9 protein-coding genes and 1 riboswitch are annotated in these 12,541 nt (G+C 74.4%); of the genes, 6 read left to right on the plus strand and 3 right to left on the minus strand.

The annotated features are described in order from the left end of the window. Positions 1–39 precede the first annotated feature (39 nt). A complete protein-coding gene (locus ACFWJ4_RS26030; RefSeq protein WP_380547523.1) occupies positions 40–1,896 on the minus strand; it encodes a S1C family serine protease in 1,857 nt (618 codons plus the stop codon). 254 nt (positions 1,897–2,150) lie between these two features. Next, positions 2,151–2,295: riboswitch (TPP riboswitch) on the plus strand. Here ACFWJ4_RS26030 and ACFWJ4_RS26035 point away from each other — a divergent pair. The 4 genes from ACFWJ4_RS26035 to ACFWJ4_RS26050 all read left to right on the plus strand — a co-directional run bounded on the left by ACFWJ4_RS26035 (position 2,288) and on the right by ACFWJ4_RS26050 (position 6,644). Next, entirely contained in the window at positions 2,288–3,706 is a 1,419-nt protein-coding gene (locus ACFWJ4_RS26035) for a purine-cytosine permease family protein (protein WP_380547526.1), read from the plus strand. It overlaps the preceding riboswitch by 8 nt. Before the next feature lie 143 nt (positions 3,707–3,849). Beyond that, positions 3,850–4,674 (plus strand): glycerophosphodiester phosphodiesterase family protein, encoded by an 825-nt coding sequence (locus ACFWJ4_RS26040; RefSeq protein WP_359897789.1) that lies wholly within the window; start codon positions 3,850–3,852, stop codon positions 4,672–4,674. 335 nt (positions 4,675–5,009) lie between these two features. Further along, complete coding sequence (locus tag ACFWJ4_RS26045) at positions 5,010–5,591, plus strand: ATP-binding protein (protein WP_380547529.1); 582 nt, start codon at positions 5,010–5,012, stop codon at positions 5,589–5,591. Positions 5,592–5,660: 69 nt separating this feature from the next. After that, entirely contained in the window at positions 5,661–6,644 is a 984-nt protein-coding gene (locus ACFWJ4_RS26050; RefSeq protein WP_380547531.1) for a DUF5926 family protein, read from the plus strand. A gap of 264 nt (positions 6,645–6,908) precedes the next feature. On the opposite strand, the gene ACFWJ4_RS26055 is transcribed toward ACFWJ4_RS26050, so the two are convergent. Next, entirely contained in the window at positions 6,909–7,571 is a 663-nt protein-coding gene (locus ACFWJ4_RS26055; RefSeq protein WP_380547534.1) for a bifunctional DNA primase/polymerase, read from the minus strand. A gap of 616 nt (positions 7,572–8,187) precedes the next feature. Between ACFWJ4_RS26055 and ACFWJ4_RS26060 the strand changes: the two genes are divergently transcribed. Together ACFWJ4_RS26060 and ACFWJ4_RS26065 are read left to right on the plus strand one after the other, a co-directional pair. Then, the gene (locus tag ACFWJ4_RS26060; RefSeq protein ID WP_359897785.1) at positions 8,188–9,639 is read left to right on the plus strand and encodes a PP2C family protein-serine/threonine phosphatase; all 1,452 of its coding nucleotides are present in this window, start codon (positions 8,188–8,190) and stop codon (positions 9,637–9,639) included. A gap of 126 nt (positions 9,640–9,765) precedes the next feature. Beyond that, complete coding sequence (locus tag ACFWJ4_RS26065; RefSeq protein WP_380547537.1) at positions 9,766–11,265, plus strand: aminopeptidase P family protein; 1,500 nt, start codon at positions 9,766–9,768, stop codon at positions 11,263–11,265. Between the two features lie 94 nt (positions 11,266–11,359). Here ACFWJ4_RS26065 and ACFWJ4_RS26070 read toward each other — a convergent pair. After that, on the minus strand, positions 11,360–12,541 hold a 1,182-nt coding region (locus ACFWJ4_RS26070; protein WP_380547540.1), incomplete at its 5' end, for a hypothetical protein.

The raw sequence follows: 12,541 nt of genomic DNA on the forward strand, positions 1-12,541 counted from the left end.
CGGCGGGGTTCGGCGCACACGTTTCGGTGCGGGCGGGGGTCACGACTGGTCGCCCTCGCGCTGACCGAGGGTGACCTTGGTGTTGAAGGTCTGGCCGTTGCGGGTGTACTCGACGTCGACGGTCTCGCCGGGCTTGTGCGTCCAGATCCGGCTGACCAGGGCCGGGCCGTTGTCGATCGGCACGCCGCCGAGCTTGGTGATGACGTCGCCCGGCTTGAGGCCGGCCTTGTCGGCCGCGCCGCCGGGGGTGACGGCCGGCTGGCCCTGGATGTCCTTGGTCTGGATCTGCGCGCCGTCGCCCTTGTAGTCGTCGTTGCGCAGCACGTCGAGCTTGGCGTAGACCGGCTTGCCGGTCTTGATCAGGGTGTCCGCGACCCACTTGGCCTGGTTGATCGGGATGGCGAAGCCCAGGCCGATGCTGCCGGCCCGGCCGTTGGCGGAGGCGTTGGACTGGATCGCCGAGTTGATGCCGATCACCGCGCCGCCGGAGTCGAGCAGCGGGCCGCCGGAGTTGCCGGGGTTGATCGAGGCGTCGGTCTGCAGGGCGTTCATGTACGAGGCCTGCGAGCCGGTGTCGTCGCCGGAGGCCACCGGGCGGTCCTTGGCGCTGATGATGCCGCTGGTGACGGTGGACTCCAGGCCGTACGGCGCACCGATCGCGACGGTGGCGTCACCGACGTTGACCTTGTCGGAGTCGGCCAGCGGCAGCGGGGTCAGCTTGCTCTTCGGCGGGTTGTCGATCTTGACCACGGCGACGTCGTAGCCCTCGGCGTGGCCCAGGACGGAGGCGCTGTAGGAGCTGCCGTCGGCGAACTTGACGGTCAGTTTGCCGCCGTTGAGGGTCGGCGCGACCACGTGGTTGTTGGTGAGGATGTGGCCCTCGGTGTCGAAGACGAAGCCGGTGCCGGTGCCCGACTCGCCGTTGCCCTGCGCCTTGATGGTGACGACGCTGGGCAGCGCCTTCTGCGCGATGGCGGCGATCGAGCCGGGGGCGGGCTCGTTCTTCTGGGTGTCGCTGGCCTGCACGGTGGTGCTGCGGTGGTCGTTCGCGGAGCTGCCCCTGTCGGCACTGTCGGTGGCGGTCACGCCGAGCACGCCGCCGGCCACACCGGCGACCAGCGCGACGGCCGCGATCAGGGCGACCAGGCCTCCGCGCTTCTTGCGCGGGCCGCCGGGGCCGACCGGACCGCCGGGGTGGTCCGCCGGGTAGCCGAGCGGGCCCGCCGGGCCGCCGGGGTAGCCCGCGCCGCCGGAGGTGGAGTCGTGGGTGGGGCCCCAGCCGCCGAGCGGCTGACCGGCCCCGAAGGGGTGGTGGCCGTGCGCGGCGGGGGCGGCGGGCGCGACCGGAGCGGCGCCGTAGCCCTCGTGCGCGACGGGGGCGGCCGGAGCGGCGCCGTACCCCTCGTGCGCGCCGGCCGCCGGGACGCCGTGGGTCGGGGTGGCGTACGGGTTGTCGGCCGGCGGCAGCGCCGGGGCGGCGGGGGCCGCGGCCGGGGCGGGCGCGGCGGGCGGGGCCACCGGAGCCTGCGGGGCGGGCGGCAGGACCGGCGGCGGTGCGTCGATGTAGCCGGTGACCGGGTCGACGGCCGGCTGCTCGGCGGCGGGCGCCGCAGGGGCCGCGGGGGCCTCCGGTGCGGGCACCTTGGTGAAGGCGACGGTGGGCTTGTGCCCGCCCTCGGCCGGGACACCCTCGGCCGCGACGGCGTCGACGGGCGGTGCCGCCTCGACGGGGGCGGCCTCGACGGCGCCCGACTCCGGCTCGGGCACCCGCCGGAAGGCCATGGTCGGCTGGTGCCCACCCTGAGCGGGGCCTTCGGAAGCGGACTCGGCCGCCCCCGGCCCTGCGGGCTGCTCCCCCTGCGGCCCGGTGGGCCCAACCTCGCGCTCGGTGCTCACGGACGACCTCCATAGCTGGCAGAACCAAGGACCATAGTTTTTCGCACTGTCGATTCGATTGCCGTAAGGACCCCTCTGAAGAACTCATAAGAATCCTTAGCCGGCGCAGACGCCGACACCCGACGCCGGCACCGACGCGGCACCGACGCGGCACCGACGGCCGAGGCTCCCCTCCCCCGCCGGGCGTCCCGCGATGCGGACCGCACACCCTCGGCCTTGGGCGTTCGCCCCCGTGCCGGTTAGCCTGTCGCTCCAAACTGACACGCGGGAGCTTGGACCCACCAGGCTGAGAGTGCGCATGTCGACCGTACGCCACACGAGTGACGGACGGTCGAGGGGGCGCTGACCGCCGGAACCTGTCCGGGTAATGCCGGCGTAGGGAGTATCGGCCATGCCGCCTGCTTCGCCATCCTCTTCTTCGGGCGCGAACGTTCCCGCCCCCGGTGCGGACGCCTCCGCCGCGGGCGCGACCGCCGTCCTGGAGCGCCCCGAGCACGTCGAAGCGCCCCTGGTGCTGGACACCGAGCCGCCGCGCACGCTGCGCTTCCGGGACCACTTCGCGCTCTGGATGAACCTGGGCGTCAGCCTGATCGGCTTCTCCACCGCCGCCACCGTGCTCGGCGCCCCCGGCAGCGAGCTGTCGCTGGCCGCCGCGGTGACCGCGATCACGGTCGGCACGGCGGTCGGCACCGCGATGCTCGGCGTGGCCTCGCTGATCGGCGCCCGCACCGGCGCCCCCGCGATGGCGAACCTGCGCGGGCTGTTCGGCACCCGGCTGTCGTACCTGCCGACGGTGCTGAACATCGTGCAGTGCATCGGCTGGGGCGTGTTCGAGCTGCTGACCATCTCGGCGGGCGCGCAGACCGTCGTGCACACCACCGGCTACCGCTGGCTGTTCGTCCTGCTCGCGGGCGCGCTGACCACGGCGCTGACCATCTGGCCGCTGGGCTCGATCGCGGTGCTGCGCCGCTTCGTGGCCGGGGCGGTCGCGGTGGCGATGGTGTACTTCACCGTCCAGCTGGGCCGCCAGGGCGTGCCGGACCCGGGGGCCGGCAACTGGCACGGCTTCCTGGGCGCCACCGACGCGATGATCGCGGTGTCGGTCTCCTTCGTCCCGCTGGCCGCCGACTACACCCGGCACTCGCGCACCCCGCGCTCGGCGTTCTGGGGCAGCTTCTCCGGCTACACGATCGCCCAGGTCTGGTGCTACGTGCTCGGCCTGATGGCGCTGCTGCAGTCGGAAGGCGATCCGAACCGGATCTTCGACTCCTTCCTCGGGGTCTGGGCCGGCTGGCTGTTCCTGCTGGTGCTGGTGCTGCGCGAGACGGACCAGTCCTTCGCCAACGTGTACTCGACGGCGATGTCGGTGCAGAACCTGCTGCCGAAGGTGGACCGCCGGGTGCTCTCCGGCGCGATCGGCGTGCTGACCACCGTGCTGGCGCTGCGGATCGACGAGTTCACCGACACCTACTACGGCTTCCTCGGTCTGATCGGCTCGGTGTTCGTGCCGCTGCTGGCGGTGCTCGTGGTGGACTACTTCCTCGGCGCCGGACGGCGCGGCTGGAACCTCTCCGCCGACGCGCCGTCCCGCTGGCCGATGCTGCTGCCGTGGGCCCTGGGCTTCGCGGTCTACCAGTTCATCGCGCCGACCAAGGTGGCCGGCTGGTGGACGGACTTCTGGACCTCGGCCCAGGAGTCGCTGCACTTCACCCCGCAGGAGTGGACCTCCGCCTCGCTGTTCGCCTTCCTGGTGCCCGCCCTGGTCACCTGGGCGCTCACCCCGCTCTCCCGCCGCGCCGACCGGCACTGAGCGAGCCCGCCCCGCACCGGGCGAAGCGGGGGCGGCCCGGCCCCCGCGGGCCCGGCCGGGACGGCCCCGCGGGAAGGAAGACGGCCCCACAGGTTGGGGCCGTCTTTGTCCGCGCTTCACCTGTGCCGCCTATCGTTGGGCCTGTGACCAGCCCAGACCTGTCCTCGCCGGCGGCGCGCACCGTGCCGTCCGTCCAGGTGATCGCCCACCGCGGTTCCTCCCACGCCCTGCCCGAGCACACCCTCGCGGCCTACCGGCGCGCGCTCGACGAGGGCGCCGACGCGCTGGAGTGCGATGTCCGGGTCACCGCCGACGGCGCGCTGGTCTGCGTGCACGACCGCCGGATCGGCCGGGTCTCCAACGGCCGGGGCACCGTCTCGGCGATGACCCTCGCCGAGTTGGAGGCCTACGACTTCGGCGCCTGGAAGACCGGCCGCCCCAGCGTCGACCCGGAGCTGCGCGGCGTGCTGCGGCTGGAGCGGCTGCTGGAGCTGGTGGTGGAGTGCGGCCGCCCGGTGGACCTGGCGATCGAGACCAAGCACCCGGTGCGTTTCCGCGGCCGGGTGGAGACCGAGCTGCTGCGGACGCTGGAGCGGTTCGGGATCGGCGCGACCCGGGGCGGCGACCGCCCGTCCGCCCGGATCATGAGCTTCTCCTCGATCGCGCTGAACCGGGTGGCCGCCGCCGCGCCGCAGTACCGGCGGGTGTTCCTGTTCGAGCGGACCCTGCCGCTGCTCGGCCGGCTGCGCGAGGGCTCGCCGCTGCCGGGCGGGGCGCGGATCGCCGGCCCGGGCATCGAGCTGGTGCGGGCCCGCCCGCAGCTGGTGACCAGGCTGCGCGAGCTGGGGCACGAGGTGCACGTGTGGACGGTGGACGAGCCGGCCGACGTCGAGCTCTGCCTGGAGCTCGGGGTGTCCGCGATCATCACCAACCGGCCCGCGGAGGTGCTGGCGCAGCTCGGCCGGTGATCCGCCGGCGCGTCCGGGGCCGCACCCGCCCGGGGCCGCACCCGCCCGAACCGGTCGCCCCGTCCGGTCACTTGTGTCCGGACGGCCCGGTCGGATCCTCCCGATCCGATCACTCCGGTCCGATCACTCTGGTCGGCAGTCAAACCTTCCTCACGCGAAATTGCCGGAATTCTTGCATCCGGGCGACAGAGGGTGAGCACGGAATGACCTGATGTCGACCGTCGGTCGCCGCACTCGAAATGGGCTCGCGGGATCGTCCGGTGCTCGTTTCCGACGCATTACCAAGGGGCATCTCTCCCTCGGCATACGCTGAAGGAGGTCCGGGGGTGGCGTTGATGGTGGCGCGTGAAGTGCCGACTTCATCGACCATGGCAGTGCCGCACGGCCCAGCGAGTGTCGGGGTCGCACGGCGCCGACTGCGTCGAGATCTGGGTGACCGGCAGATACCGGAACCGGTCATCGATGATGCTGTTCTGATCCTTTCCGAGCTGTTGAGCAACGCCTGTCGATACGCCCGTCCGCTCGGCCCGCTGCCGGCCCTGGGCCGCAGCGGCCGGGCCGAGGTGCTCGGGCAGGTGCTGGTCGGCGTCCCGTCCGGGACGCGCGCCGCACCCGCACCGGGCGGCCGGGAGTCCGCCGAGGGCTCGGACGAACCGGACGGCGGCGTGCTGGTCCGCTGGCAGATGCACGCCGACGGGGTGCTCACCCTGGAGGTCACGGACGGCGGGGCGACCACCCGGCCGCTGCCCGCGAGTCCCTCGCTGACCTCGCGCGGCGGCCGCGGCCTGAGCATCGTCGACCAGCTGGCCAGCGACTGGGGCGTGCGCGACGCCCCCGGCGAGGTCACGGTCTGGGCGGCGCTGCCCGCCCGGGCCCGGCACGCCCGGCGCACCGGGGGCGATGCCCGTAGCGCGTGAGCCGGGCGCGGGGAATGTGTCGTTAGGCTTCCCGGAACACAGGACCACCGTTTCCGGGAGAGCCGCAGCATGGGCAAGAAGGCCGCCAAGAAGGCGCCGCAGCGCCAGTCCACCACCGCCGTCACGGGCGAGATCCCCGTGGTCGGGGCCCGCGAGGACTGCCCCTGCGGCTCCGGCCGCCGGTACAAGGCGTGTCACGGCCGGGAGGCCTCGCACGCGGTGCAGGAGCTGGTGCACCGCCCGTTCGAGGGCCTGTCGGGCGAGGCCGACTGGGTGGCGCTGCGCGAGCTGGTGCCCGCCGCCACGGTGCCGCTGACGCTGGCCGCCGGGGTGGCGGACGGCGCCACCGGTGACGTCCCGTCGGTGACCCTGGCCACCGTGCTGCCGCTGGCCTGGCCGGCCCTGCGCCGCCAGGACGGCTCGATCCTGCTCGGCCTGCAGACCCAGTCCGCCTCCGGCGACCTCAGCCGCGACCTCGCGGACGCCCTGGAGCTGGCCCTGGCCACCGAGCCGGGCAGCCCGGTGCCGGCCCGCCGGACCGTCCCGGGCGGGCGCCGCCTGCAGGACCTGCTGGACGCCGGGGCCGCGTTCACGCCCACCGTGCACACCGGCTTCGAGTTCTGGCTGGAGGACGCCGAGGCCGCCACCGGCGAGGTCGCCGCTTCCCTGGAGCGCGCCAACGCCTCGGCCATCCCGACCGAGAAGCTCGCCGGCGTGGACTCCGCCTACTGGTGCGGCACTCCGGACAAGAACCACCTTCGCTGGGTGATGACCGTGCCGGAGGAGCAGCTGCTGGACGCGCTGGCCCGGCTGAACGCGGCCGGCGAGGCCTCGCTCGGCGCGGACACCCGCCTGGTGGGCTCGTTCCGCGCGCACGGCCTGACCGTCCCGGTGTGGGACCTCCCGCTCGCGATGACCGCCGCCGACTGCGAGAAGCCGGCCGCCGAGTTCGCCGAGCGGCTCGCCGCCGTGCTCGCCGACGGGACCCCGCTGAACGCCGAGGAGCGGCGCGCCCGCGCGAACCTGGTGAACCGTCAGGTCACCCTGAACTAAAGCGCGCAGGATCCGCGTGATACGCGTCACATTGTCGCGGTGAACGCGCAATTTCCGGGCGTGGAGGGCGTCTTGGAAATTGGCGCGGGCGCAGATCCTTGTTACTGTCTAAAGAGTCCGGCCGCTGGTGCATCCCCCGTCGCCAGCGGCCGGATCTTTTGTTTTTCCGGAACGCCCCGGTGAACGCCCCGGTGAAGGCCCCGACGGAGGCCCCGGCGCGAGCCCTCCCACAAGCCCCGGCGCCCCGCCCGGCACCTGCGGTCCTCAGTAGGCCGAGCGTCCGCTGTCCAATCGGACCGCCGCCTCCACCAACTCCCCCAGCAGCGGCCCGACCTGCGGCAGCCAGACCCCGCCGCCGGCGCCCGGCCGCGGTGCCAGCACCCAGCGCACCCTCCCCCGGCCTCCGGCCGCGGCGACCCCCGCGGCCGCGCCGCCGGGCGGCAGCGCCAGGAAGCCACCCGGCCCGTGATAGCGCAACGAGCCTGGCACCCAAGGGAGTTGGGCGAGCATCTCACCGAGCACGTCCAGCGAGTACGGGGCCACCAACAGCGCGTAGCGGCCCGGCATCGCCAGCACCGGTCCGAGCGGCAGCCGCAGCGCGCCCAGGTAGACCAGCGCCCGGGCGCCGGCCGCCGCGGGCAGGCTGACCGCCGAGACCGTGGAGCCGGTGGCGGCCAGCACCGGCGCGTCCGGGCTCTGCCGCTCCCACCACCAGCGCACCATCCGGGCGTCCGTGGTGGCGGCCAGCAGCGAGGGGTCGTGGGGGTGCGCGCCGGGGACGGTGCAGTCCAGGTCGCCGCAGGAGCACCGGCCGTCGCGCAGCACGGCGCCCGGCACCACGGGCCAGCGGTGGTCGACGGCGGCCGCCAGGGCCGCGGCGAGCCGGGCGGAACGCTCCTCCGACCGGTCCTTCGGATTCTCACGCATGGCGCTCGTTCCTTTCCCTGACCGCTCGGTTCGCTCCGCCCCGCCGGCGTCCGTCGGGATCCTCCGTGCGGGCCCCCGCGGCACGGTCCCCGGGCGGCGCGGCGCGGGGCGGGCGGCAGGGCGGGCGGCGCGGCTTCGACGTGGAGCGGGTGTGGAGCACGACATGAAAGGGCCGCGCACCGGCACAGCCCTTGGAACGAGAATCCCGTACGCGACGGATGGACGCCGCCCGGGCACGCTTGGTTCCACCGTACGAGTGAGAGAGTTCCGGCCAGCCCGGCTCACGGGCGGCACGGACATACGATCCGGACGGCCGCCCGGGCCGTCCTCCCGGTTCTGCCCGTTCGCGGCCCGCTCCATGCCTCCCGGCCCGACCGGCGCGTGTACCAACCCCGCGCGCCCCCCGACCGGGTCGCGATGGATGTGGAACAGGCCACCGCGTCGTCCTGGATCTGGACATGCCCCGAATGGCCTGTGTAGAAGTGGTGGCATTGCTGTCGATCAATGACGAGTAGTAGCGAATCGAGGCGAAACGCGCCCTAAGGCCGTGCTCGCTCCACATTGGCCGTATCTGGGGGTTTCGCATGGCACGTAGCACCGCGTCAGGAGTGACGGCATGAACGAGTCCCACCCGTCGACGGCCCTCCCGTCGACGACGACCGCCGAGCCGGGCGAACCCGGCTGCGCAGGCGGGCTCACCGTCCTCGACCTGCCGGACCTGCCCGGCCCCGTCGACGCCCTGGACGGCACGACGGACGCCCGCACGGCGCCGTCCGCCGCCGTGCAGGACCGTTTGGCCGGACGCCTGTCCGAAATCACCAGCCTGCACGAGCACACCGAGCGGCTCGCCCGCACCCGCGGCCTGGCCGCCACCCTGGACACCGTCCTCGCCTCCGGCGCCGCCCTGCTCGGCGCCCGGCGCGGCGTGCTGGTCACCAGGCGGCCCGGCGGCGGTCCCGGACAGCCGGTCGGCTTCGGCCTCGACCGCGCCAGCCTCGGCGCCCTGGAGACCGTCCCGACCGAGCAGAGCCTGCTGGCCCGGCTGCTGCGCGAACGGGACCGGCCCGCCCGGCTGCACTCCCGCGACCTCGCCGAGGACCCGGCCATCGGCGCCCGGCTGCGCGAACTCGCCGTCCACCTCGGCCTCGGCGGCGCCTACGGCCTGCCGCTCGCCACCGCCGAGGACGGCCCGCTCGCCGCCGCCCTCTGGTTCTACGACGAGCCCGCCGAACCGACCGAATGCCAGCGCGAACTGGCCCGCCACTACTGCGAGATCGCCGCCCCGCTGCTCGCCAAGCAGCTGGAGGCGGACCGGATCTCGCGCACCACCGAGGCGCTGCGCCGCGGCCTGCTGCCGGACCGCCTCCCCCAGGCCGCCGGACTGCGGCTGGCCGCCCGGCTCGTCCCCGCCGGGCTGGAGCGCTCCGCCGGCAGCGACTGGTACGACGCGATCCCGCTGCCGGACGGCACCATCGGCCTCACCGTCGGCTCCGTCTCCGGCGACGGCCCCGGCGCGGGCCCCGGCTCCGCCCCCGGCGCGGCCGCCGCGATGGGCCGGGTCCGGGCCGCGCTGCGGGCGTACGCGGTGCTGGAGGGCGAGGACCCGGTCTCCGTCCTGGGGGACCTGGAGCTGCTGCTCAAGACCACCGAGCCGAGCCGCTCCGCCACCGCCGTCTACGCCTGGGTCGAGCCCGAGGAGCGCCGGATCACCCTGGCCGGCGCCGGGCACTGCCCGCCGGTCCTGGTCGGCCGGCACGGCGCCGAGTTCGTCGAGACCTCGCTCTCCGCCCCGCTCGGCATGCTGGCCTGCTGGGAGGCCCCCGGGGTGGAGTTCACCGCCGAGCGCGGCGACACCCTGCTGCTCTACACCGAGGGCCTGGCCCGCCGCTTCGGCCCGACCCTGCACGCCGGGCAGGCCAACCTGCGCCGCGCCGCCGCCGACGCCCCGCGCGACGTGCGGATCGACCCGGACCGGCTCTGCGCCCACCTGCTGGCCGTCTGCCCGGCCCCGCCGGCCGCGGGCACCGCCACCGACGACCTGATGCTGCTGGCGGCCCGCTTCGAGTGAAGGTTCGGACCCGAAAGGGGCGGGCGGCCCGGCGTCCGTACCATGGACGCACGGCCGCCCGCGCGTGTCGCGATCCGACACCTCCCCCGAGGGGCGGCGGTACCACCCCCCAAGGAGGCGTTGCACGTGACCGAGGACCGTACCCCCGCGGTGGCCGAGAACCCCGAGGCCGAGGGCGGCGAGGAGCCCGAGCAGCACAAGGGCCGCAAGAACGGTCTCTACGGCGAGATCTCCGACGAGCTGGCCGCCTCGATGAAGTCCGGCTGGGCCGACACCGAGCTGCACGGCCTCTCCCCCGTCGCCCAGGCCCCGTACGCGGCCGAGCGCCGCGCCGCGCTCTCCGCCGCCTTCCCCGGCGAGCGCCTGGTCGTCCCGGCCGGCAACCTGCGGGTCCGCTCCAACGACACCGACTACGCGTTCCGCGCCTCCAGCGAGTACGTCCACCTCACCGGTGACCAGACCGAGGACGCGGTGCTGGTCGGCGAGCCGACCGGCGAGGCCGGCCACGCGTTCGTGCTCTACCTGCTGCCCCGCTCGAACCGCGAGAACGGCGAGTTCTGGCTGGACGGCAACGGCGAGCTGTGGGTCGGCCGCCGGCACAGCCTGAGCGAGCAGGAGCAGCTGCTCGGCCTGCCCGCCCGCGACGTGCGCCAGGCCGCCGAGGAGCTGGCCTCGAAGGCCGCGGACCCCGCCGTGCCGACCCGGATCGTCCGCGGCTACGACGCCGGCCTGGAGGCCGCGCTCGCCGACGCCCTGGACGAGGACAAGGACGCCGGGCTCAAGGAGTTCCTGAGCGGCCTGCGGCTGGTCAAGGACGCGTGGGAGATCGGCGAGCTGCGCGCCGCCTGCGACGCCACCGTCAAGGGCTTCACCGACGTGGTCCGCGAGCTGGGCCAGGCCGTCGCCACCTCGGAGCGCTGGATCGAGGGCACCTTCTGGCGCCGCGCCCGGGTCGAGGGCAACGACGTCGGCTACGGCACCATCGCCGCGGCCGGCCCGCACGCCACCACCCTGCACTGGGTGCGCAACGACGGCGACGTGCGCCCCGGCGAGCTGCTGCTGCTGGACGCGGGCGTGGAGACCAGCACCCTCTACACCGCCGACGTCACCCGCAGCCTGCCGATCAACGGCCGCTTCACCGGGCTCCAGCGCCGGATCTACGACGCCGTGTACGACGCCCAGGAGGCCGGCATCGCCGCGGTGCGGCCCGGCGCCCGGTTCCGCGACTTCCACGAGGCCTCGCAGCGCGTCCTGGCCGAGCGGCTGCTCGCCTGGGGCCTGCTGGACGCCTCGGTGTACGACGTCGAGAAGGTCCTGGAGCTCGGCCTCCAGCGCCGCTGGACCCTGCACGGCACCGGCCACATGCTCGGCCTGGACGTTCACGACTGCGCCCACTCGCGCCGCGAGGAGCACGTCGACGCGCTGCTGGTCCCCGGCATGGTGCTGACCGTCGAGCCCGGCCTGTACTTCCAGCAGGACGACCTGACCGTGCCGGAGGAGTACCGCGGCATCGGCGTCCGGATCGAGGACGACATCCTGGTCACCGCCGACGGCAACGAGAACCTCTCGGCCGGCCTGCCCCGCAGCGCCGAGGACGTCGAGGCCTGGATGGCCTCGCTCGCCTGAGCCGCCGCACGACGGCCGTGACGAGGTCACGGTGAAGGGCCCGGCCTCCCGAGCAGTGGGAGGCCGGGCCCTTCGGCTTCGGTGCGGGCGTCCGTTACCGGCGGCCCTGGGGGTCGAAGGCGTGCCGGCGGGCGGCCTGGTGGCCGTTCGCCTCGGCACCCACCTGGACGTCCACGTCGAACTGCGGGGCCTGCTTCATGGTGATCCGGAAGGAGTACTCGACCGAGTCGCCCCGGCGGTTGACGTCCAGCCCGGTCGGGGCGACCGCGGTCAGACCGTTGCAGTCCTCGCGCACCTCGACCGGCTTCCAGGCGCCGCCGGCCATCACCTCCAGCGTGACGTCGTCCGGGGTCAGCCAGTTGGCGCTCGACACGCCCACCACGGGGTGCAGGTTCGCGGTGCCCTCGGGCGCGGCGACCACGAAGCCGAACTCGGCGGGGGTCGTACCGACCTTGAGGCTCGACGCCGACACACCGGTCACCTCCGGGGCGTGGCGGTCGACGACCACGGCGTTCAGCTCGGCCTTCGCCATGTCGCGGTAGTCCGTGGAGTTCGGCACGGGGGCGTCCGCCTCGATCGTGATCCGGCCCGGACGGTTGGCCGAGGACAGCCGCATCCGGTACTCGATGGTCCGGCTCTCACCGGCGGCGAGCGTGAAGGCACCGTCCTTCCGGTTGATCACGTAGTCCATCCCGGTGCCCGTGCTGAGGTTGTCCAGCTTCTTCCAGCCCGAGGCGTCCTTGCGCTCCAGGGTGCCCTCCGCCATCGCGATCATCGAGCAGGGCGCGCCCTCGTACAGCTGGGTCGACACCACCGGGGCCACGTTGCGGGTGCCGGTGGCGTCGTTGTTCTTCCAGGTGACGGTGAAGGGGACCAGGTCGTTCAGCTCGATCTGCCCGCCCTCCTTCAGGCCGCCGAAGGTGATGCCGACACCCTTTCCGCCGGACTGGGTGCCCTTCGGGGCGGCGGGCTTGGCGGGCTTGGCGGCCGGCTTGGCGGAGACCGGCTTGGCCGGGGCCTTCGCGGCCGGCTTGGTCCCGGCGGCGGGGGCCGCGGGGGCCTGTGCCGCGGGGGCGTCGGCGGCGGGCGGAGCCGCCTCGGTGGTCGGTGCGGCCGGAGTGGTCGGCGCGGCCGGGGTGGGGGTGGTCGGGACGGCGCCCGCGCCGGGGGTGGCCGAGGAGGTGACGGCCGGGGTGGAGGCGGGAGCGGAGGCGGCGACGGACGCTCCGCCGTTCGTCGGGCCGCAGGCGGCGACACCGACGGCGGCGACGACGGC

Source organism: Kitasatospora sp. NPDC127067 (assembly GCF_042724755.1).
Classification (GTDB): domain Bacteria; phylum Actinomycetota; class Actinomycetes; order Streptomycetales; family Streptomycetaceae; genus Kitasatospora; species Kitasatospora lactacystinica.

Excerpts from the sequence above, each read along its gene's own strand:
- ACFWJ4_RS26035 (WP_380547526.1), top strand. The coding sequence starts at position 2,288 with ATGCCGCCTGCTTCGCCATCCTCTTCTTCGGGCGCGAACGTTCCCGCC.
- ACFWJ4_RS26045 (WP_380547529.1), top strand. The coding sequence starts at position 5,010 with ATGGTGGCGCGTGAAGTGCCGACTTCATCGACCATGGCAGTGCCGCAC.
- ACFWJ4_RS26050 (WP_380547531.1), top strand. The coding sequence starts at position 5,661 with ATGGGCAAGAAGGCCGCCAAGAAGGCGCCGCAGCGCCAGTCCACCACC.
- ACFWJ4_RS26055 (WP_380547534.1), bottom strand. The coding sequence starts at position 7,571 with ATGCGTGAGAATCCGAAGGACCGGTCGGAGGAGCGTTCCGCCCGGCTC.
- ACFWJ4_RS26060 (WP_359897785.1), top strand. The coding sequence starts at position 8,188 with ATGAACGAGTCCCACCCGTCGACGGCCCTCCCGTCGACGACGACCGCC.